Origin of the sequence: Pedobacter sp. GR22-6 (assembly GCF_037402555.1) — a bacterium.
Classification (GTDB): domain Bacteria; phylum Bacteroidota; class Bacteroidia; order Sphingobacteriales; family Sphingobacteriaceae; genus Pedobacter.
On the sequence record NZ_JBBEUC010000005.1, the window covers coordinates 91,644 to 113,613 of the forward strand.

The following is a 21,970-nucleotide window of genomic DNA, read 5'->3' on the forward strand; positions in this document are numbered from 1 at the left end:
ATCTGAGGCATTTGTTTAACTTGTAGCTTTGTTTTTCAATGAGATTTTTATCAGGCATTTTCTTGATCTCCAGAACTTACTGCATGATTGCAGTGGCATTACTGCTGTCTTTTTTCCTGCATGATGCAGCTAAAGCACAGACAGGAAATGTGCAGGGCTTTGTGGTAGACAAAGACAGTAAACTCCGCCTGGCAAAAGTATTTATTTACAATGCCAGCAAAGACGAGGGGATTTACAATACCACTAAGGGAGAATTTAATGTGAAAGTTGCCCTGGGGGATACTTTGTTTGCCATACTGCAAGGCTATGCGGTAGACACCATCATGTATAAGGGGCAGAAGTCCGTTTATTTTCAGTTGAAATCACTGGGCATCAACCTGCGTGAAGTCTCCATTTTAGCTAAAAAACTGAGCCCAAAGGAGCAATACGATAAGACTTTCAAAGAATACAAATACGCCTTAGACAAAGGCAAAGCAAAGGATCTGCTGAATATGGGACTTGGCGGCGTTGGCCTGGGTATAGATGCAATCTATAACCTGTTGAGCAGGGAAGGAAAAAATGCCCGTCACCTGCAGAAAATCCTGGAAAGAGATTACCGGGAGGCGATTATAGACTACCGCTTCCGACCGGAGTATGTGAAACAGGTATTGCAGATTGGAGATTATGAAATCACTGATTTCATGCAGCAGTACAGGCCGTCCTATGAATTTGTACTGACGGCATCGGATTACGCTTTTGTGGTTTTTCTGAAAAACAGCTATGTCAGCTATAAGCGCAACCCAGCAGCTTTCAGACTGCCTCCATTGCCAAAAGTAAATCTGGAAGAGTTTTGAAACCCTGGTTCCTGATATGGCCAAAACTGCCTGCAAACGGTATGGCGATATTTCCTTTTATCATCGTCAGAAATGCAGCTTTGAAGAAAGATCCTTTGCTGATCAATCATGAGCGCATTCACTTCCGCCAGCAACTGGAATTGCTGCTACTGCCTTTCTTCCTGCTTTACCTCGTCCATTATCTGGCCAACCTACTACGGTTCAACAATCATTACCTGGCTTATTTCAACATTTGTTTTGAAAAGGAAGCCTATGCAAATGAGCACAACATGAGCTATCTGACTGTTAGGAAGCCCTTTTCCTGGCTACATTATTTAAAAAAAACGAGATAACTGCCTCCTTATTTTGCAATTAGTTTCCTAATAAACTTTTAATCAATCACATTTTTGTTTTTCTTTGTAATAATGAAGCGTTTTAATATCTGCCTCTTATTGCTGTTTATTTCCTCATCAAGCCTGTTTGCTCAGGAGATTGATACGCTCCCTATTAACACCAAGGGACTGGAAATTAAACTCAAACGTAGCCCTTTGCCATCGAGAATAGGATCCCTCGATTTTAAACCGGTAAAGATTGTACCTATGGTGATCGACGAAAAAGTGAACTATTGGAGAACAACTACAACAATTGGTATAGATGTGAACCAGGGTGCTTTTTCCAAGAACTGGAGGAGTGGTGGGGTGAACTCATTTGCTGTTGGTGGTCTGGTCAATTACAAAGCATCCTACACCAAGGAAGGCTTTAGCTATACCAGCGACTTGAGGATGGAATACGGAAAGATCAAGAACAAAGATCAGTTGCAAAAGAAAACCAAAGACAGGATTTTTTGGGACAATAAAGCAAATATCCAGTTGTCTAAAAGCTGGTTTTTCTTTGGCTCGGTGACATTAGAAACGCAATTCGATGATGGATACAATTATTACCGGGGCGGCCCCAATAATGATGAGCAAAAACAACTGATCTCTAAGTTTTTCTCTCCGGGATACATTACGGAATCCATCGGTTTTGAGTATAAACCTGTTAATTATTTTTCAACTCGATTAGGTACAGGAACGGCCAAACAAACGTTTATAGGGAATATGGATGCCCTTATTGAAGCAGAACTGGCAAGAAATCCGAATAGTAAAAAAGCAGACTATTTTGGGGTACCTTCCGACAAAAACTTTAGGAATGAGCTGGCTTTCCAGATCACGAGTACTTTTGGGGAAAAGCAAATCTTCACCAACGTATTCCTATATGCCCGTTATAATATGTTCATTCCATACGACAGGAAGTTAGAGCATATTGACCATCGTCTGGACGTAACCTTAAAATCCCGGATCAACAAATTTATGAACGTGACGATCAATGGGGTAGGATTGTTTGATAAGGATTCGGATCCGGAAATCCAGGCCAGCCAGAATCTTTCCCTTGGATTTGGCTTTACCTTCCCAAGATAAGCCTGATTTTATTGCGTTTGCTGCTGCTGATTAAATAAAATATTAGCTGTGCTTTAGCGCAAAATTAATAACTTTGGAACTTACAATTTTGAACACTAAGCATTAAAGAAAATGTTTGAGAATTTACAGGATAAACTAGACCGTGCATTTAAAGTTTTAAAAGGACAGGGAAGCATTACAGAAATCAACGTGGCCGAAACCATGAAGGAAATCCGTAAAGCTTTGTTGGATGCCGACGTAAATTATAAAACAGCAAAAAGTTTCACGGACGAGGTTAAAGAAAAAGCTTTAGGTTTAAATGTATTGACCGCGGTATCTCCTGGCCAGTTGCTGACCAAGGTGATGAACGACGAACTGACCGCTTTGATGGGCGGAGAGGTTACTGAACTGGATTTAAAGAATAACCCTACGATCATATTAATTGCCGGACTGAACGGTGCGGGTAAAACAACCTTTACAGGTAAACTGGCCAATTTCCTGAAAAGTAAAGGCAAGAAACCTTTATTGGTGGCCGGCGATGTGTACCGCCCGGCTGCGGTAGACCAGTTGCAGATTCTCGGCGAACAGATCGGTGTTCCAGTCTATGCGAATATCGCTTCCAAAGATCCCGTAGGCATCGCGCTGGAAGGTATCGCAGAAGGTAAGAAGCAAAACAACAATGTAATCATCATAGATACGGCAGGCCGATTGGCAATTGATGAGGAGATGATGAATGAGATCGCCGCCGTAAAAGAAAATACTAAACCGCACGAAATCCTGTTTGTTGTTGATGCCATGACCGGACAGGATGCGGTTAATACAGCAAAAGCTTTCAATGACAGGCTCGACTTTACCGGTGTAGTACTGACCAAACTGGATGGTGATACCCGTGGTGGTGCGGCCCTTTCCATTAAGTCAGTGGTGAACAAACCGATCAAATTCATCGGTACCGGAGAGAAAATGGATGCCCTGGATGTATTCTATCCGGAAAGGATGGCTTCGAGGATCCTGGGTATGGGTGACGTTGTTTCCCTGGTAGAGCGTGCCCAACAGCAGTTCGACGAAAAGGAAGCAGCTGAACTTCAGAAAAAGATCCGCAAGAACAAGTTCGATTTCAATGACTTCTACAACCAGATCCAACAGATCAAGAAAATGGGCAACATGAAGGATTTGATGGGTATGATTCCGGGAGTAGGTAAAATGATGAAGAATGTGGACATTGAGGACGATGCCTTCAAAAGCGTTGAAGCTGTTATACAGTCAATGACAAAATTCGAGCGTGAAAATCCGGACAGTATCCAACAAAGCAGGAGAGTCCGTATCGCTAAAGGTTCCGGTACATCCATTGAAGAAGTAACGAAGCTGATCAAGCAATTTGAAGATATGCGGAAGGTAATGAAACAATTCTCCAATCCGGCAGCCGCAGCAAAGATGATGCGCAATATGCCTAAAATGCCTCAGGGCAGGATGTAAGTCATTATCCTTAGAAAATTTTAAGATCCCGGCCCAATAGGCCGGGATTTTTTTATTTAAACCAATATGCCTTTACCACCTTAACATAAAACAGGACTAACTTCACCTGTACTATTATTTTTAAACTATGCTGATTAAAACCTATGGCAGTGCAGTGTTTGGCGTGAATGCATTGACCATAACCATCGAAGTGAGTATAGGCGCGGGAACGCGCTACCATATTGTAGGCTTGCCCGATAATGCGATTAAAGAAAGTTTGAGACGAATTGAAAGTGCCATTCAGTCGGCGGGATTAAAGATGCCCAGACAAAAGATCGTCATCAACCTCGCACCAGCCGATATCAGGAAGGAGGGCTCAGCCTATGACCTACCCATCGCTATCGGGATTCTTGCTGCTTCCGGACAGCTTGAAACAGAGAGGATTACTGACTACTTCATTATGGGAGAACTGTCGCTGGACGGTGGGCTGCAACCGATGAAGGGAGCTTTGCCAATAGCGATACAAGCACGCAATGCCGGTTTTAAAGGTTTTATCTTACCTAAAGACAATTCAAGAGAAGCAGCAATTGTAAATGACCTTCAGGTTTACGGACTGCGGAACCTAAGCGAAGTGATTGGCTTGTTTAACGGTAACGAAACTCATAATCCCGTAGTAGTGAACACGCGTGATGAGTTCTTTAATAAAGTAAATAGCTATTCTTATGATTTTTCTGACGTCAAAGGGCAAGAAAATATTAAGCGGGCTCTTGAAATCGCCGCTGCCGGAGGACATAACCTGATCCTCATTGGCCCTCCCGGAGCAGGAAAGACAATGTTGGCCAAACGCCTGCCAACGATATTGCCACCATTAAGCTTACAGGAAGCCCTGGAGACTACTAAAATCCATTCCGTAGCAGGAAAGCTCGGCGCTGCTGATTCCCTGATGACAGAGCGCCCCTACCGTTGTCCACACCATACGGTTTCGGACATTGCATTAGTTGGAGGAGGAGCAAATCCCCAGCCGGGGGAAATTTCCCTGGCGCATAACGGAGTGCTGTTTCTGGATGAACTACCGGAATTCAAGCGATCAGTACTGGAAGTTATGCGTCAGCCGCTGGAGGACAGGAACGTGGTGCTGTCCCGGGCCAGGATTACTGTAGAATACCCCGCCAGTTTTATGCTAATCGCTTCAATGAATCCTTGTCCATGCGGCTTTTACAATCATCCGGAGAAAGAATGTACCTGCGCTCCTGGTATAGTACAGAAATACCTAAGCAAGATTTCCGGACCCTTACTGGACAGGATAGATTTGCATGTTGAGGTCACACCGGTGGAATTCGATGACCTGATTTCAATGGCAGATGGAGAAAAAAGCGAAGCAATCAGGATGCGGGTAATCCAGGCGAGGGCATTTCAATCCCAACGCTTCCGGGGAAATGATGCCTTGCACTACAATGCACAAATGAATCCCAACATGGTTAGACGTATTTGCAAAATTGATCCTGCTGGTCAGGCCCTCATCAAAAAGGCGATGGAAAGGCTTGGACTTTCTGCACGTGCCTACGACCGTATTCTAAAAGTATCACGTACAATTGCAGACATTGAGGGCAGTGAAACCATACAACTGGAACATTTGGCCGAAGCCATCCATTACCGCAGCCTGGACCGCGACAGCTGGTCAGGATAAAAATTATGCTTCCTCTTCGTAATCCTCGTCTTCTTCTTCTTCAGGAACATAAGCCAGTATGGCTGCACCAATACTGTTGATTTCCTCATTGGTTTCAAATACAGGTGTAGCCGTTTCAGGATCTAGTTTTATCCATTGGGTATCGGTATCCTTCTGAATATGTACGTATTCCTTGCCTTCTTTAAAGATGACGTAAGTATCATTCCCTTCCGGGAAAACGGCATAATCAATATTGGCGATGGTAATGTCAAAGGGCTGTTGCATAATTATATATCTGGAGCTTTCCTGTTCCGGTAATCTTTATTGTTCTTGTTTCTTTTGTGCCATTGGCACCATTTAGATTCAAAGTAATGGTATTTTCGCCTTTCTGCAAAGGAATACGAGCATATTTTATCTCTGCAGGGAGTGACTGCCAGTTCCGGGTATCCGCTTTTTCCGACAGCAGACTATAGAGCTGAACCCCAAAACCTAATCCTTCCAGCAGTGTGTTGTCCTTTCCATTCTTCCCGCTTCCTTTGGAGCTTTCCTTTAAAAGGTATTCCGCACTTTTCTTCACAGCCAGCCGGGTCAGGATTTTACCCATTTCCTTTACAAAACGCTGATCCAAAGTTTTAACAGCAAGCTGATTGATATCTTCTGTTTTTTCAAAGTTTACCGTATCACCGTTTCCAGAAAGGGTGGCCAGTGAAAAATGAGGGTGCTGAGCAACATATTTTGGGAAGGTGGCCCTCAAACTGTTCAAACCGTTTAAATTGATGTCGTTACTGCCATAACTACTGTTGTAAGGTATAAATAGCGTACCTGCTGCATTAGTAAAGACGAGGTCGCCTCCGCTACTTCTGATCAGGGAAAAGAAAAATTCCTGTTGTTGCTTTACCGGCGCGAGTCCGTTCTCCCAGAAGAAAACGAGTTCACCTCCTTCAGATACCGGCCGGGCTTGATATTTTAGACCAAATAGTGTCTCAAATCGTAGCCTTTCCGAAGTAAATCCGTTCAACTCTGCTGTTCTAAGCACATCATATTGCAGGCTCACAGGCATTGCGGTTCCATACCATGTCTTATCAGTCGTACCAAGATAGGTTTCTGCAGCATTCCTGTAAGCGATAAAAGCATTGTTGATGTCTCCGCCACATTCATAGATCAAGCCCTGTAGCGTCAAAGAAAAAGCATCTTTACTATATCGGTTTACCTTCTCTCCAAATTTATCCTCTTGTTCCTGCGACTGCAAGCTGATCCTTCTAGCCTCTACAATTGCGTCTTCTGTTTTGTTGAGGTAGAGGTAATTGAGCGCCTTATAGTAATGAATCATGAATTTCTCGAAATCCTCTCCTTTATAACTTTGTGCCATGGGATTGACCAAAGTACCTACTACTGCATCTCCGGCACCTCCGAGTCTTTTTTCGAATAGCTCATCCGCTTCGTTAAAATAGCGGTTACTCTCATTATAGTCGCCGTTCAGGTGACTCATTTTCCCTTGTTCCAAAAGCAACAAAAGTCTATTTCTGGGCTTACCGAGCAGACTGTTCTTTTCCAGTTCCTTTTGAGCTTCTTTATAATTACCACTGGAAACCTGTTTGTAATAAGCAGCGATTTTGTCATTGTAGGATGCGCAACTGAAAAGAAAAAGCATCAGAACGAGAAGAACTGATGCCCTAAAATAATGCCTATTGATGCTTGTCATGGTATGCTAAAGTCGATTTTACCGACTAGTTCTTAACGGATTTAGCTATTTTTTTATCACCAATCCAAACCACTTCATTAGTCTGTATGTCAGTCAGTTCCAGGTTTACCTGATAATAGACAACTTTGTCTCTTTTATGGGAATCAACGATGGAATTTATGGAGCCCTGCAGGATATAATCAGCGCCATTTTCAAGTCCAAACTTTTTCATGGTAGAAACTGAAGCATTATCCTGCTGATCGGCTTTCTCTGCCCGCAGTTCTTCGCGTTTCTTTCCTCCCTGCACCAGGCGTACCCGCTCGCTGGATACAAATGCACTTTCTACATCCTTTACAAAAGTTTCTGCATCGATGTGTTCATGGCTTTTATTTTGTACCACACCTACGACGACGACTGGTCTTTTTCCAGATTTCGCTTCGAGATGATTAGACAACCATTTGGCTCCAAGTACACTTCCAGTCATTTCCTGGGCAACTAACCTCGAATCGGTATTATTCCATTTTCCACTAACGTCGACAGTTGCATTGGTGTCGATTCTAGTCACTTTCCTTGAACATGAAGAGATTACGATCCCTGAAACCGCAATGGCGACCAGGGTTACTATTTTTTTAAACTGCATTTTTATAAAATATGGGGTTATTTAAGCGAAAATTAAGACTACCAGCCATACCAAAACCTATTCCGGCCGGACCAATGGGTATATCCAAAGTTCCCATAATATCCTGAATAAGGCTGATAGAAACTATTTTGATAGTAAGGATAGCTATATAAGTCGTATTGATAGTTGCGCTCGCGTCTTTGTTTTCTACGCTCTTCCCTGGCTTCATACCAATCATAGGCCTTATAGGTTGCCTGAACTGTGGTTCCTTGTGTCTGAGTAAGCGAATCAGAAACTGCGATGTATTTTGCCAGAGCCTCCTGGTGTCTGGGATTCTGATCTGCTAATAATGAGGACGTTTGTTGTGCAGACAGCTTCGCAGAAAAGGCGAAAAGTGTCGCCAATCCCAAAGTAATTATTCTTGCTTTCATCTATATAAAGATTTAACTGACACAAAATTAATCAATATTTCCCCTGCTTTCATCTGTCGATTTTAATCTCTGTGTCAATATATAGACGACTAAATTTTAAAAAGGTTACAGATCTAAAAGTCAAACTTCAATTTGACCCCGGTACCTATTAAACGCAGGTTTTCATTCGTGGTCTCCTTCATTGGTACTTTCAGGAAAGGTTCGATCGCAATGGCACTTTTTTTAGAAACTTTTTGCTTGAAGCCGATAGAAAAGTTATAAAAGCCCAGGTAAGGGTCGCTTTTAAGTTCTTCTTTTGGTGCCTCCTCAGAAACCAGCCTATTGACCAATACCTGTCGAAAAGCATCTTTGTCCTGATTCAGTAAACCTGCTGATGCCGCAGACTCTACACTGCTTTGCAGGAAAGTGTTTTGTTGCTCTTGCTTAAACACGGCAAAAACAGATATTCCCGCATTGGCGTAAAGCTTTGGACTGAACTTGTACCTCAGCTCTAAAGGAATATCTACCCCTCTAACCCTGGTTTGAACAGACTGTAATTGTTTACTGCTGCTAGCAAGTGCAGTCATAGAAGAGGGCGCGTTTGGCATAGCTTCGGGCGCTGCATTGTCTCTCGCAGCCCCCATTTCGTTATACGCGAGACCAGAACCGATGGCAACCTTATCAGACAAAGCGTAAGCCATGCTTAAGCCATATCCCATATTTAATTTTTTATTGTTACCCATGGAAGGCGCCAACATGAGCCCCATTTCCCATTTGTCCTCTTTTTGTTTTGTTGAAGTTTTAACGATAGCATTACTTGCACTTTCTTTTTCCAGAAACTCTTCAAAACTCATTTTTTCCTTTTCCGCTGGTATCTCCCCCTTCTCAACCGAAGCCCTGTCATCAGGCACTTTATTTCCGGCCAGATCTTGTATATTGGGCTTGAGATTGGTATTCGTCACCGACGGAATGTTTGCCGCAGCTAAACCCTCGGAGGAGTTTATATTTTTATATCCATTTACAGGAACCACTGTGCCGCCCTCTACCTGTTGTCCAACCACAACGGTATTATCCGACATTCTCAGCTCAGTTCCGGGTTCCTGTTTCTTTGTTTCTTTTTTTACCGATCCAAAGTCAGCAGTGGAATTAAATTTAACGCCCGGTTCAGGTGTATTTTTACCCTCACGAAGGAATACCAATGCACATACAATCAGTACTGCCGCGGCAGTACTCAAGCTCCAAAGCCAGACAACCTGACTTTTCTTCTCTTTTTTATTAAATTTCTCCCAGGCTCCCGGTACATATTCCTCTTCGTGATCGGAGAGGCTTTGCCGGACATGAGCAATGAACTCATCCTCTGCAGGGTTCATATGATTAGTTGGCTGCATATGAATTGGTTAAAGTTTTTGAATACAATTCTCTTAATTTATTTTTAGCCCTGGTTAGGTATACCCTACTGGAACTTTCCGGTATACTTAACATTTTGGATATTTCATCATGTGAAAAGCCTTCGACTTCATACATATTGAATACTAAGCGATGCATTTCCGGCAATGCTTTCAGCAATTTGAAAATATCCTGAACGTTGAGCTGTGAGATTGCGTTGAATTGCGTGATGGGCTGCTGCTCCTCAGCAAGATCATCTACGGAAAGATAGGTCCGGCTTGTTCTTAGAAAATCTATAGCCGTACGGGAAGAAATCCGGGCGATCCAGCCTCTAAAGGCTTTTTGAAGTTCTACTTCTTCCTTAGGAAAACTGAATTGGGCGATGCTTTTGAATATTTTGATGAAGCTGTCATTGACCAGTTCTTCTGAATCATTCCGGTCGTGCACATAGCGCAGAATAACGCCCATTAAATAGCCATAGAATGATTTATATATCAGTTCTTTACTTTTATTGTCGTTCCTCAAACATCCCGCTATAACTTCCTCAAGCTTGAGCATCTCTATTTTATTACCATATGGCTAACGAATCGCTGGTTAAAAATATATAAAAAAGGGCATTGAGCCAATTACATCTCCAATGCCCTTTTCTATTTTAAAGCTTATGCTCTGAAACAAGTACACCGATTTTCGTATCATCAGTGGTTGCTTTTAATCCTTTCACCCATACGGTGTAAATCTTTCCTGACTCAATTTTCACATCCTGTATTTTAGTAGCGATAGCTCCTCCGGCGGTGTTTTTTACATTAAAAGTTACTTTATCTGCTGCATCGATGTCTTCAAAGGAAGTGTACTCTTTGAACAATTTGTTTGTAAAAAGGTCAGTATCTTTCCCTTCAATATTCAAATTTAAAGCGCCACCATCAGGGCTTAGGTTCACAAAACGTACTCTTGCTTTTCCTGTAGCTGGCTTGCTCAAGTCATCCTTCAGCATAAGAAACTTCACTGCAGCCAAATTGTCTGCGATAAAAAGGGAGTAACCGATCTGTGGCTCAAATGTTAGCTTCTCAGTCAGTAAAACCGGTTCTGTTCCTTTTTTTCTCAAGGTCACCTGTCTTTCTCCTGAATAAACATTCAGGTACTCTATCTTGTTGCCTAAAGCAAAATCTGTCTCATTGGCTTTATTAGAACCCACATAGACATCCAACTTCTCTGTAGTTGGCGAAGCCTGGTATATGCTTAAACCAGAAATGGGTTGTGGCGTATAATTGTCGTAGTCTTTAGTACAAGATGCTATGGTTGCGGATAGGGCCGCAATAGCGAATAATGCTTTTATCTTCATGATGTTGAATTGTCTTTTTATAAGGTTATCATACAATGGGTTAATGGCCATTAACACTTTTTATTCTGTAAACGGTATAAATTCGAAAAACGCTACAGCTAAATCGATAATATTCATTTTTTTATTTTTATCTGCTTCCTTATTAAACAAAAAGCCCCGCAGTTCTTTCCAAAACTGCGGGGCTGCATAAATGATTAACTATTAGATCAACTCAACACTTCTGCTGACAAAGGCTGTTAGCTCTGCCCCTGTAAGCATCCCCTGAGCAAGCAGCGCAAGGTCAACTGCCTGTTTGGCTAATATAGCTTTTGTCTCTGCATTTTCAGCAGCGAGGATCTTGGAGATCAGTTTATGATTGCCATTAATGGCAACCTTATAACTATCTGGCATATTGCCATAAAAACCCATACCTCCGCCCATAGCAGCCATGTCTTTCATACGGCGCATGAACTCATCCATAGTTACTGTAACCGGTAACTCTTCTGGGTTCAGACCTACGATTTCCACGCTGTAACCTGGTTTGGTAATCGCTTTCTCAAAAATTTCTTTTACTTCTTTAGACTGATCTTCAGATAAAACAGATTCATGGTTTTCATCCTTATCGATCAACTGGCTGGCAACACTGGAATCTACACGCTTCAGCGAAGTTTTTTCCAATTTTTGCTCCAGCTGGCTCACGAAGTGATTGTCAATTGGCGAATTCATCAGGAGTACGTCGTAGTCCTTTTTATTCGCTGATTGAATGAAGCTGTCTTGCTTTGCCGGGTCATTGGCATAGATGTACACCAAAGTTCCATTTTTATCGGTTTGAATGTCTTTTACTTTATCCCGATACTCTTCCAAAGTAAAATGCTCTTCCTTGGTATTGGTCAATAAAGCAAAATCCTTGGCTTTGTCATAGAATTTTTCCTCACTCACCATACCATATTTTACGAAAAGACCGATGTCAGTCCATTTCTGTTCATAGGCTTTACGGTCTTTATTGAACAGTTCCTGCAATTTATCTGCTACCTTTTTAGTGATATAGCTATTGATCTTTTTCACATTGCTGTCGGCCTGCAGAAAACTTCTTGAAACGTTTAGCGGAATATCCGGTGAATCAATCACGCCATGCAGCAACATCAGGAACTCCGGCACAATGTCCTTCACCTCATCAGTGATGAAGACCTGGCGAGAGAACAACTTGATTTTGTTTCGCTGAAATTCGTAATCGTTCTTAAGCTTGGGAAAATACAACACTCCTGTCAGGTTGAAAGGATAATCCACATTCAGGTGAATCCAGAATAAAGGGTCTTCGGAGAAAGGGTACAGTTGTTTGTAGAAATCGAGATAGTCTTCATCTGACAAATCTGCAGGTGCTTTTGTCCAGATCGGATTGGTTGTATTGATGATATCATCTACCTCTACACTTTTGGTCTTGGGTTTACCTTCTTCATCTTCACCATCTGGCTCTTGAATTGTTTTGGTTCCAAATTTAATCGGCACAGGCAAAAACTTTCCGTATTTATCAAGGATCTCTTTCAGTTTATGGTTCTCCAGGAATTCTTCAGATTCTGCATTGATGTGGAGGATGATGCTCGTACCACGAGTGGTTTTATCACCAGCAGTGATTTCAAAAGAAGTACTGCCGTCGCAAACCCAGCGTGCGGATTCTGCACCTTCCTGATAAGAAAGGGTTTGGATTTCTACTAAATCGGCCACCATAAAGGCTGAATAGAAGCCTAAACCGAACTTACCAATGATCTCATTGGCATCTTTTGCATCCTTAAATTTCTCCACGAACTCACTTGCGCCAGAGAACGCTACCTGATTGATGTATTTTTTAATTTCCTCTGCGGTCATGCCCAAGCCATTGTCGCTAATGGTAATGGTTTTCGCTTCTTTATCTACTGCGACTTCTACAAGCGGATCGCCCAGCTCACCATTATATTGGCCAAGTGCTGCTAAGCGTTTAATTTTTTGTACCGCATCAACGGCATTGGACACCAGTTCTCTTAAAAAGATCTCGTTGTCTGAATACAGGAATTTCTTGATGATTGGGAAAATGTTCTCCGTGTGAATGGATATGGTTCCTTTTTCTTCTATGCTCATATGTTAACTCATTTTTAAGTACATAGCGAGCCTATCAATGCCTATTCCAAATCCTGTTTCTTGTCAAATTGACAGTTTGACCAATGTGCTAAGCGCCAGAAAATTTTCTTATACTTGACACTCCTATGAGTTAATCCCCTAATGATGAACAGTGACCTTTATGAAACGCTTTTTGAAGAAGGCTGTATCCGGAAAGAAACCTTAGACAACATCCGTGACAAAAGAAGCAGACCCTTATTCTCTTTACACTGGGAACTAAAGACATTGCTTTACCTCGGTGTAATGCTGCTCAGTACAGGGCTTGGCATTCTGATCTATAAGAATATAGATACGATAGGGCATCAGGTCATTCTTGCTTTTATCGCTGCCACTAGTCTAGGCTGTTTTTATTTCTGCTTTCGTCATAAATCTCCTTTCAAAAAGGAAAAAGTGAAGGCACCGAGTACGCTGTTCGACTACCTGCTCTTATTGGCCTGTCTGAGCTTCCTGAGCTTTCTTGGTTACCTCCAATTTCAATATGGTGTTTTTGGAAACAATTATGGGCTTGCCACATTCATCCCAATGCTGGTTTTATTTTATGTTGCCTACGACTTCGACCATCTTGGCATCTTAAGTATGGCCATCACCAATTTAGGAATCTGGGCAGGAATTTCGGTAAATCCCCTGACACTGGTATCCAATATTGACCAAGGTGGCCGGCCACTGATCCTAACCGGGATTGCCCTGGGAATATTCCTCATTGCGGCAGCTTTTCTCTCTGAGCGATTCAATATTAAAAAGCACTTTCATTTCAGCTATACACATTTCGGTACGCAATTGACTTTCATTGCCCTGCTATATGGTTATTTTCACGATTTTGAGCAGGAAGGTTCCATCCTTTGGGTTGTCCTGTTATTTGCTTTCGCCTGGTACATTTACCGGGATGCACTGACCCATAAGTCTTTCTATTTTGTTTTGCTTTGTGTGGTTTACACCTATATCTCCTTTTCTGCAGTTGTTGTACGCTATCTCTTAAAGGGCCATGACATTGGTGTTTTTTATCTGGCCGGCATTTACTTTATTGGCTCTGCAGTAATGTTTATTAAATTACTAATCCACCTAAACAAGAAAGTCAAAGCCCTATGATCATCTATAACAATGAATGGTTAAAAAACCGGAAGATCCAGGATCAAACCATGCTCGCATTCAACAGTGGAGAGATTGACGCAGAAGAATTGAAAACCATAAAAGCCAGATATCCTGTCGGATTTTATACACCAAATGTATTTATAAGACTCGGGATTTTTCTATTGACCCTGGTTATTCTCAGTTTTAGCTTCGGATTGATCAGTCTGATCAGCTATGATTTAAAAATTGTAGATTCCCCTTACTACCTATTTTTCCTTGCCGTACTGACTTACGTTGCACTGGAATCTATCGTAAGTGCTAAACACCATTATCAATCCGGTGCTGACGATGCTTTGATGTGGACATCTGCGGGGTTGCTGCTGGCAGCATATATTTTCATGATGGACCTCATCTCCCTTTCGGCCCACTTTCATCATGAAGAAATCTTTTTGTTCGGGTTTTCTTTTTTGCTGGCCGGCTATCTAACCTTGCGATTTGCAGATGCATTGATGGCGGTCACCTGTATACTTGCTTTTGCTGCATTCGTTTGCTTTGGATGGATGGAAATTGGGATATATCCGCTCCACACACTTCCTTTTTTAATGATGGCGCTGACGGGTACATTGCTTTACAGCAGCTACTTATTGGAAAAGAAAAAACTTTACCTTTTGTATAGCAATTGCATATCTGCGGCAAAAATGCTGAGTCCTCTGCTCCTGTATGCATCAGGCAATTACTTCGTAGTACGTGAACTTGGGGCAAGTTTCGGTGCTGAAGTGCTGAAAGAGGGACAGGGTATTCCTTTTGGCTGGTTCTTCTGGTGCTGGACTTTTATCTCACCGCTGTTGTACATCTCCTATGGCCTGAAAAAGAAGGATGTCATCTTACTCCGAAGTGGATTAATCCTTGTAGCTGTAGCAGCTTTTACGCTTAAAAATTACTATCATTTGATGCCACCCGAGCATCTGCTGGTGTTAGTTGGTGCTGGATTAATTGGTATTGCATGGATAGCAATGAGATATCTGAAAGACAATAAATACGGATTCACTGCTGCTGAGATTGAGGACGACGATCTTTTGGATAAGATTCAGGTGGAATCATTGATCGTTGGAGAAACCTTTTCAGGTTCGCAGCCCGATCTCCAATCTCAAAGGATGGGTGGTGGAACATTTGGCGGCGGAGGTGCAAGCAGCAATTTCTAGTCACAATGGCATCTCAGTTATCTTGTGTATCTTTGCCACCCAATGGAATATAATGTTCATACCCTGCCAAATGGCATCCGACTACTTCATGTGCCGGCGGCTTCAGCCATTTCTCATGCTTGCATTATTGTCAATAGTGGCTCAAGAGATGAGACATCAGACCAGGCCGGACTCGCACACTTCATCGAACACCTGATCTTCAAAAAGACAGAAAAAAGAACAACGAACCAGATCCTCAACAGATTGGAAAGTGTGGGTGCAGACCTAAATGCTTATACGACTAAAGAATACACCTGCATTCATGCATCCTTTTTAAATCCGTATCTGGACCGTACACTCGAACTGTTCAACGATATTGTATTTCACTCCACTTTTCCTGAAGATGAAATGGAAAAGGAAAAGAGTGTAATTCTGGATGAGATTGCATCCTATCTGGACCAGCCAGAGGAGGCGATATATGATGACTTTGAAGACCTTATATTTACCGGACACTCACTGGGCCGCAACATACTCGGAACTCCCGAAAGCGTTAACGGATTTTCCAGGAAAGATGTTCAACAGTTCATCAAGAACAATTACCATACAGATCGTATTGTAATTGCAGTATTAGGCAACTACTCGTTGAATAAAGTGATCAAGGTCGGAAGTAAATATTATAAGGAAATTCCCCAAAACCTGTATAACCCGTCCAGGATAGCGCCTTTGGCCGCTCCTGTAATAGAAAAGACTCAACATAAACCCATTCAACAGGTTCATGCAGTATTGGGAATGCAAAGCTATTCTTTACACCATCCTTATAAAACCGGATTGCTTTTACTCAATAATCTATTGGGAGGAAACGGAATGAGTTCCATTCTAAATCTGCAGATCCGGGAGAAGTACGGCATTGCCTATACCATTGAAACCAACTATAGCCCTTTGAGTGACACAGGGCTTTTCACGTTGTATTTCGGTACAGATAAGGAAAAGACAGACAAGGCCTGGACACTCATTTTTAAAGAGTTTAAGAAAATAAAGGACCGCCCATTGACAGAAGTAATGTTGCAAAGGGCAAAAAACAAATTCATTGGACAAATTGCCCTTGGGGAAGAAAATCGAATCGGATTGATTATTTCTATGGCCAAGAGCCTGATTGACTATGATAAAATAGATGATCTCGACACAGTTTTCCGTAAAATTCAGTCCGTCAGTTCATCCGATATGGCAAACATTGCCAATGAAATGCTCAATGAGCGCAATTTGAGTTCCCTAACTTTTTATCCTTTAGGGTAATATTCGTACTTTTGTGGCATGAAGTTACCAATTGTAGCCTATGGCGACCCGGTTTTGAAAAAAGTATGTGCTCCTATTGATGAGAACTACCCGGACTTACAGCAGCTGATCAGCAACATGTTTGACACCATGTACCATGCAAGTGGTGTGGGTCTTGCTGCGCCTCAGATTGGACTGCCCATCAGGTTATTTATCGTAGACACCGGTGCTGATGACAAGAATCGCTACAAAAAGGTATTCATCAATGCTGAAATTTTGGAAGAAACAGGAGAGGCCTGGGCCTTCAATGAAGGTTGTCTAAGTATTCCTGACGTACGTGAAGACGTGATGCGCAAGCCTAATGTCCGTATCAAATACTATGACGAAAACTGGAACTTACATGAAGACGAGGTTAGCGGAATGCCTGCTCGCGTAATTCAACATGAATACGATCACATTGAAGGCACCCTATTTACAGACAAGCTGAGCCCCCTTCGCAAAACACTACTAAAAAGCAAACTGACTGCAATCTCTAAGGGTAACATTAAAGCCGATTATAAAATGCGTTTCCCTAACCAAAGCAAAAGGCGCTAGTTATCTGCGCTTCTGCTCTGATCCCCTTTAAAGATGGTCTGCATGAGCTTACCCCATGCAAATGGATTAAGTAGGGGATTGGTCTGAACCATATTTTTATTCAATGACCTGTCATGGTTCATTCGATAGTTACTGTTTGATATCTCCCCACCATCTCTTGGAAGCGTCCTTATCATCCCGCTAAGGCTATGCTGCGAGAGGTTTTTTGCAGCAATCACATAATCGTCATCAGCAACCTTCATGGCCAAAAATTCACGCGTAAATTCTTCCACCGTGGCCCATGGATACACCCGAACCATTGGAAGATTGATGATCTCCGATTTTAAACGGATCATCGCAGTATACTTGCTATCTTCAATTTCAGGTTGTAGTACATACACGAAATCCTTATAGCCTACAGCGGTATAAAGAATACTATCCCCAGGATGAGCGATGAAAGAGAAAAAGCCCTTATAATTAGCTGCGTATTTTTGATCGTTATAGCTTAGATTGGTTACAGTAACATAAGGCACCACACCATTACTATCCACATCGGTAATCAACCCCGAAAACTGGATCAGTTTCTTTTCCTTGTAAATGCGCTGGGCAAAAGCAGAGGAAACAAAAAGAAGCAATATAATGGCGAATGAATACTTCATGAGACAAAAATAGCGCTATTCTAACAATTGGCTAGTTAAATTGTGTTAAATCAGCCTTATACAGGCTCAGCCAGATTAACCGCAACTACCGAGGTTATTTCTGGAACGGCTTTCATGATTGCCTGCTCTATACCTGCCTTCATAGTCATAAAACTCATTTTGCACGATCCGCAGTTTCCCAGTAATTTTAATTTAACCACTTTGTCTTCCGTAATCTCTTCTATTGCAACATCCCCTCCATCAGCGATAAGGTATGGTCTGATGGTTTCTAATGCCTGCTCAACTTGTTCTGTTAAATTCATTGGTTATATTTTAAAGTATAAAAATAGTAAAAATTTATCAATTAGCAGTTTGCGCATTGCTAATAGCAATCTGTTGGGCCACTCGCCCTGCGATCTCTGCAAATGAAACAGACAGTGGACTGTCCGCATTTAATGCGATTGGAGCTCCTTTATCTCCTGCCTCAGAGATACCCTGCACAATGGGAATCTCTCCTAAGAACGGCACATTGAACGAACTGGCCAAGGTTTTCCCTCCATCCCGACCAAAAAGATAATATTTATTGTCTGGTAGTTCCTCTGGTGTAAAATAGGCCATATTTTCTATAACGCCTAAAACCGGAATATCAATACCCTGCATACGGAACATTGCCAAACCTTTACGTGTATCAGCCAAAGCAACCTGCTGGGGCGTGGTTACGATCACAGCTCCTGCGATAGGGAAACCTTGAGTAATCGTAATATGTATATCACCAGTACCAGGAGGAAGGTCTACAATAAGGTAATCTAATTCACCCCAATCTGCGTCATTAAACAATTGTTTTACTGCATTAGAAGCCATCGGCCCACGCCATGGCACTGGTTGATCTGGGTCAGCAAAAAAACCAAGGGAAAGCAATTTGATGCCATACTTCTCGATAGGCAGGATGAGTGTCTTACCTTCTTCTGTTTCTCTGGCACTTGGCTTTGCACCTACCAGATCAAACATTGTAGGAACAGAAGGACCATAAATATCTGCATCAATTAAACCAACCTTCGCTCCTCCAGCTGCAAGAGAAACCGCAAGGTTGCTGGCCACCGTCGACTTCCCCACTCCCCCTTTACCTGAGGAAACCAAAATGATATTCCTGATGTCTTTTAATTGATTGGTATCCATAGGCTTCGTAACTCGGGAACTTATATTAATTTCAACTTCTGCCTCCTGACTCACGAAATGCTTGATCGCATTCAAACAGGCATTTTTCAACATATCCTTCATCGGACATGCCGGGGTGGTCAACTCTAATGTAAAACTGACATGATTGTCTGCTATCTTCAAGTCTTTGATCATGTTTAAGGTTACCAGATCTTTCTTCAGATCCGGATCTTCCACATTTTTCAAAGCGGACAGCACTTTTTCCGGGCTAATACTCATTGCTGCAAAAATAAACAAAACAAAGGCACATTAATTGAGATTAAGCTTTTTAAGTGTAATTTTAACACGAAATAAACATTTTCATTTTACGTTAGCATTAAACACCTATTTACAGCATGCATCTTCCAAAAATTAATATCCCTAAAAAATACCTAAAGATTGGAGCGTGGATTTTAGGGGTTTTTATTCTCATATCCATTGTTGTCGGTGCTATTGCTTACAGTAAACGTGAGGCTTTGTTAAAAAAAATGATGGCTAAAGCCATTGAGAAGGCGGATAAAGATTATGGTCTGGAGGTGAAAATCGGTGAAGCTGGCTTTAGCGGGCTAAGTACAGTCCACATGAAGGCGATCACCATTGTTCCAAAAGACAGGGATACCTTAACTTCCATTTCAGATATGATCGTTGGAGTCAAGCTCTTCCCGCTCATTCTCGGCAATGTTAAACTATCTCAGTTGGTCCTGAACAACGGAAAGATCAATGTTGTATTCAGGGATTCCCTGAGTAATCTCGATTTCATCCTGAAACGCAGGAAAAAGAATACTCAAGAGCCGAAAAACAAACTTGATCTTGCTGATCTTGCCCACAACTTGCTGAATCAGTTGCTTTATAAAATTCCGGATGATATGGAGCTTAAAGACCTGATGTTATCAGTAAATGACAATGACACTTCTAAATTATCATTCTTGACTACAACAGCGACCATAGAAGGCGGCAAGTTAAATTCAACGATTCTTGTAAACGGCAATGCCGCAACCTGGCACATTAATGGCACCGTAAATCCTGGCAGAAAACAATTGGATGTGAAATTCTTCGCAGACGGGGGAAAGGTAGAACTTCCTTACCTCAACAATAAACTGCACGCAAAACTAAGCTTCGATACCATCAGGACAGAAATGAAAAGTGCCGACTACAGCGGGGCTGATTTTAAAATTGAAGGTTCCTGGTCTGTGAGAAATTTATTGATCAATCACCCAAAGATTGCATCTAATGATATCGTAGTTCCTGATGCAAAGATCGATGCGAATATGCTTATTGGTCCAAACTACTTATCTTTAGATAGCTCATCTACGATCTTTATCAAGAAAGCTTTTGTTCATCCATATTTGAAATACACCCTTTCTCCAAACAAAATATACGAAGTTAAACTGTTGGCTCCCGACCAAGATGCCCAGGAGATTTTCAATTCTTTCCCGAAAGGACTATTTGAATCTCTTGATGGTTTAAAAGTAAGCGGAAATCTAAAATATGATCTGAATTTTTACCTGGATTCTTCATTACCCGACAGTGTTAAATTCAGTTCTGGACTTACCCCCAGCAACTTTAAAATTGTAAGATGGGGAAAAACCAACCTACAAAAAATCAATAAGGATTTCGTCTACACACCTTACGAAAAAGGTAAACCAATGCGGGATATTGTAATTGGCCCCTCCAACCCAAATTATACCCCGCTCTCCGAAGTGTCCAGCAACTTTAAAAATGCAATACTCACGTCAGAGGATCCGTCGTTCTTCAGCCACAAAGGTTTCGTCTCTGAATCCATCAGAAAATCCTTTGCTGTAAATTTTAAAGAGAAGCGCTTTGTCAGGGGCGGAAGCACAATTTCCATGCAGCTCGTTAAAAACGTTTTTTTGAGCCGACAAAAAACATTAGCACGTAAAGCAGAAGAAATACTAATCGTATGGCTTATAGAAAACAATCATCTGATTAGTAAGAACAGGATGCTGGAAGTCTATTTCAATATCATTGAAATGGGGCAGAATGTATATGGCATTGGAGAAGCTACACGTCATTATTTTGGCAAAACACCATATGAACTTAACATTGGTGAAGGTATATTTCTGGCGAACATTGTGCCTCGTCCAAAAATCGCCTTATATAAATTCAGGGGTGATGGAGGGCTGAAAGACTATCTTTATCCCTACTTTAAATATATCGGTGCCATTATGGCCAAACGGGGCTTAACCAGCCCGGATTCAAGTGGCTATGGCTTTTACAATGTTCACCTTAGGGAAGGACTAAGGAAATACCTGCTTCCAGACTCTACACCTGTAGACACCAATGCTTTTGACACAGATGATCCACTGCCAGTTATAGAAACACAGGATCAATCTAAAACTCTTTTTGACCGGCTGTTTGGTGGTCCCGGCAAAAAAGATTCGACCTCAAAATCGCCCGTCAAAGTCGATACCGTGAAAACCCGGAAGCAATTGAGGGAGGAGAAAAGAGAAGAAAGAAGACGTGAGAAAGAACTCGAGAAAGCGATGGAAGAACAAAAAAAAGCAAACGGACAGTAGTCATGACTAAGATTCAAATCAAAGACAAAGAGTTTGAAATGCTCCTTGAAAATGACAATATCGCCAAACGAACCCGGCTAATCGCTATTCAACTAGATGTAGACTACGAACATAAGTGCCCAATTTTTATAGGGGTATTGAATGGCAGCTTTATTTTTATGGCTGATTTACTCAAGGAGGTCAGCATCTCCTGTGAGGTCGGCTTCATCAAAGTGTCCTCTTATGAAGGTACGACAACCAGTGGAAATATAAAACAATCCTTTGGGCTTCCGGATAACCTTCATAACCGCGACATAATATTGGTAGAAGACATCGTTGATACCGGGCTTACACTCAACTACATCCTCAAAGAAGTTTACAAGCAAAGCCCTTCTTCCGTAAAGATATGTTCCCTATTACTAAAGCCTGCGGCACTGAAAACGACCATACCAGAACTTGAGTATGTTGGTTTCGAGATCGCAAATGAGTTCGTCGTAGGATATGGCCTGGATTATGATGGCCTGGGAAGAAACTTAAAGGACATCTATAGAGTGAAATCTATTGGCTGATTTATACTTTAATCCAACATTTTTTTAC

22 protein-coding genes are annotated in these 21,970 nt (G+C 41.9%); 11 read left to right on the forward strand and 11 right to left on the reverse strand.

The features are described from left to right. The first annotated feature begins 38 nt into the window (after positions 1 to 38). The 5 genes from WAE59_RS21035 to WAE59_RS21055 all read left to right on the forward strand — a co-directional run bounded on the left by WAE59_RS21035 (position 39) and on the right by WAE59_RS21055 (position 5,387). Positions 39 to 833 carry a hypothetical protein gene (locus WAE59_RS21035; RefSeq protein ID WP_337857962.1) on the forward strand — a complete coding sequence of 265 codons (795 nt, stop codon included), beginning with the start codon at positions 39 to 41 and terminating at the stop codon, positions 831 to 833. Then, positions 830 to 1,165, forward strand: coding sequence for a hypothetical protein (locus WAE59_RS21040; protein ID WP_337857963.1), 336 nt, complete (start codon positions 830 to 832; stop codon positions 1,163 to 1,165). The genes WAE59_RS21035 and WAE59_RS21040 overlap by 4 nt, the downstream gene beginning before the upstream one ends. Positions 1,166 to 1,237: 72 nt before the next feature. Then, positions 1,238 to 2,269 carry a DUF3078 domain-containing protein gene (locus WAE59_RS21045; protein ID WP_337857964.1) on the forward strand — a complete coding sequence of 344 codons (1,032 nt, stop codon included), beginning with the start codon at positions 1,238 to 1,240 and terminating at the stop codon, positions 2,267 to 2,269. A gap of 111 nt (positions 2,270 to 2,380) precedes the next feature. Next, entirely contained in the window at positions 2,381 to 3,721 is a 1,341-nt protein-coding gene (gene ffh, locus WAE59_RS21050; protein WP_337857965.1) for a signal recognition particle protein, read from the forward strand. Between the two features lie 127 nt (positions 3,722 to 3,848). Then, positions 3,849 to 5,387, forward strand: a complete 1,539-nt coding sequence (locus WAE59_RS21055; RefSeq protein WP_337857966.1) for a YifB family Mg chelatase-like AAA ATPase — start codon at positions 3,849 to 3,851, stop codon at positions 5,385 to 5,387. A gap of 3 nt (positions 5,388 to 5,390) precedes the next feature. Here WAE59_RS21055 and WAE59_RS21060 read toward each other — a convergent pair whose 3' ends face one another. The 8 genes from WAE59_RS21060 to htpG form a co-directional block, all read right to left on the reverse strand. Then, on the reverse strand, positions 5,391 to 5,651 hold the full coding sequence (locus tag WAE59_RS21060) for a hypothetical protein (protein ID WP_337857967.1): 261 nt from the start codon (positions 5,649 to 5,651) through the stop codon (positions 5,391 to 5,393). Continuing rightward, positions 5,635 to 7,068, reverse strand: a complete 1,434-nt coding sequence (locus WAE59_RS21065) for a COG3014 family protein (RefSeq protein ID WP_337857968.1) — start codon at positions 7,066 to 7,068, stop codon at positions 5,635 to 5,637. Before WAE59_RS21065 ends, WAE59_RS21060 begins: the two co-directional genes overlap by 17 nt. Before the next feature lie 25 nt (positions 7,069 to 7,093). Next, on the reverse strand, positions 7,094 to 7,687 hold the full coding sequence (locus WAE59_RS21070; RefSeq protein WP_337857969.1) for a penicillin-binding protein activator LpoB: 594 nt from the start codon (positions 7,685 to 7,687) through the stop codon (positions 7,094 to 7,096). Between the two features lie 38 nt (positions 7,688 to 7,725). After that, entirely contained in the window at positions 7,726 to 8,097 is a 372-nt protein-coding gene (locus tag WAE59_RS21075; protein WP_337857970.1) for a hypothetical protein, read from the reverse strand. Between the two features lie 113 nt (positions 8,098 to 8,210). After that, positions 8,211 to 9,464: an outer membrane beta-barrel protein gene (locus tag WAE59_RS21080; RefSeq protein WP_337857971.1), complete on the reverse strand. Its 1,254-nt coding sequence runs from the start codon at positions 9,462 to 9,464 to the stop codon at positions 8,211 to 8,213. Beyond that, positions 9,451 to 10,020, reverse strand: coding sequence for an RNA polymerase sigma factor (locus tag WAE59_RS21085; RefSeq protein ID WP_337857972.1), 570 nt, complete (start codon positions 10,018 to 10,020; stop codon positions 9,451 to 9,453). The genes WAE59_RS21080 and WAE59_RS21085 overlap by 14 nt, the downstream gene beginning before the upstream one ends. Positions 10,021 to 10,114: 94 nt before the next feature. Beyond that, on the reverse strand, positions 10,115 to 10,801 hold the full coding sequence (locus WAE59_RS21090; RefSeq protein WP_337857973.1) for a DUF4397 domain-containing protein: 687 nt from the start codon (positions 10,799 to 10,801) through the stop codon (positions 10,115 to 10,117). Positions 10,802 to 11,002: 201 nt separating this feature from the next. Next, complete coding sequence (gene htpG / locus WAE59_RS21095; protein WP_337857974.1) at positions 11,003 to 12,892, reverse strand: molecular chaperone HtpG; 1,890 nt, start codon at positions 12,890 to 12,892, stop codon at positions 11,003 to 11,005. Positions 12,893 to 13,033: 141 nt separating this feature from the next. On the opposite strand from htpG, the gene WAE59_RS21100 reads away from it, so the two are divergent. From WAE59_RS21100 to def, 4 genes are read left to right on the forward strand one after another with little or no spacing between them, the layout of a single operon-like run. After that, complete coding sequence (locus WAE59_RS21100) at positions 13,034 to 14,017, forward strand: DUF2157 domain-containing protein (protein ID WP_337857975.1); 984 nt, start codon at positions 13,034 to 13,036, stop codon at positions 14,015 to 14,017. Then, positions 14,014 to 15,201, forward strand: a complete 1,188-nt coding sequence (locus WAE59_RS21105) for a hypothetical protein (protein WP_337857976.1) — start codon at positions 14,014 to 14,016, stop codon at positions 15,199 to 15,201. Before WAE59_RS21100 ends, WAE59_RS21105 begins: the two co-directional genes overlap by 4 nt. 42 nt (positions 15,202 to 15,243) lie before the next feature. Further along, on the forward strand, positions 15,244 to 16,473 hold the full coding sequence (locus WAE59_RS21110) for a M16 family metallopeptidase (protein WP_337857977.1): 1,230 nt from the start codon (positions 15,244 to 15,246) through the stop codon (positions 16,471 to 16,473). A gap of 18 nt (positions 16,474 to 16,491) precedes the next feature. After that, positions 16,492 to 17,046, forward strand: a complete 555-nt coding sequence (gene def, locus WAE59_RS21115) for a peptide deformylase (protein WP_337857978.1) — start codon at positions 16,492 to 16,494, stop codon at positions 17,044 to 17,046. On the opposite strand, the gene WAE59_RS21120 is transcribed toward def, so the two are convergent. From WAE59_RS21120 to WAE59_RS21130, 3 genes are read right to left on the reverse strand one after another with little or no spacing between them, the layout of a single operon-like run. Further along, positions 17,043 to 17,684 carry a hypothetical protein gene (locus WAE59_RS21120; protein WP_337857979.1) on the reverse strand — a complete coding sequence of 214 codons (642 nt, stop codon included), beginning with the start codon at positions 17,682 to 17,684 and terminating at the stop codon, positions 17,043 to 17,045. The genes def and WAE59_RS21120 overlap by 4 nt on opposite strands. Before the next feature lie 56 nt (positions 17,685 to 17,740). Beyond that, a complete protein-coding gene (locus WAE59_RS21125; RefSeq protein WP_136836724.1) occupies positions 17,741 to 17,986 on the reverse strand; it encodes a NifU family protein in 246 nt (81 codons plus the stop codon). A gap of 37 nt (positions 17,987 to 18,023) precedes the next feature. After that, positions 18,024 to 19,097, reverse strand: a complete 1,074-nt coding sequence (locus tag WAE59_RS21130) for an Mrp/NBP35 family ATP-binding protein (RefSeq protein WP_337857980.1) — start codon at positions 19,095 to 19,097, stop codon at positions 18,024 to 18,026. Between the two features lie 116 nt (positions 19,098 to 19,213). On the opposite strand from WAE59_RS21130, the gene WAE59_RS21135 reads away from it, so the two are divergent. Beyond that, positions 19,214 to 21,394 (forward strand): transglycosylase domain-containing protein, encoded by a 2,181-nt coding sequence (locus WAE59_RS21135; protein ID WP_337857981.1) that lies wholly within the window; start codon positions 19,214 to 19,216, stop codon positions 21,392 to 21,394. 2 nt (positions 21,395 to 21,396) lie between these two features. Next, complete coding sequence (gene hpt, locus WAE59_RS21140) at positions 21,397 to 21,942, forward strand: hypoxanthine phosphoribosyltransferase (RefSeq protein ID WP_337857982.1); 546 nt, start codon at positions 21,397 to 21,399, stop codon at positions 21,940 to 21,942. Positions 21,943 to 21,970 lie beyond the last annotated feature (28 nt).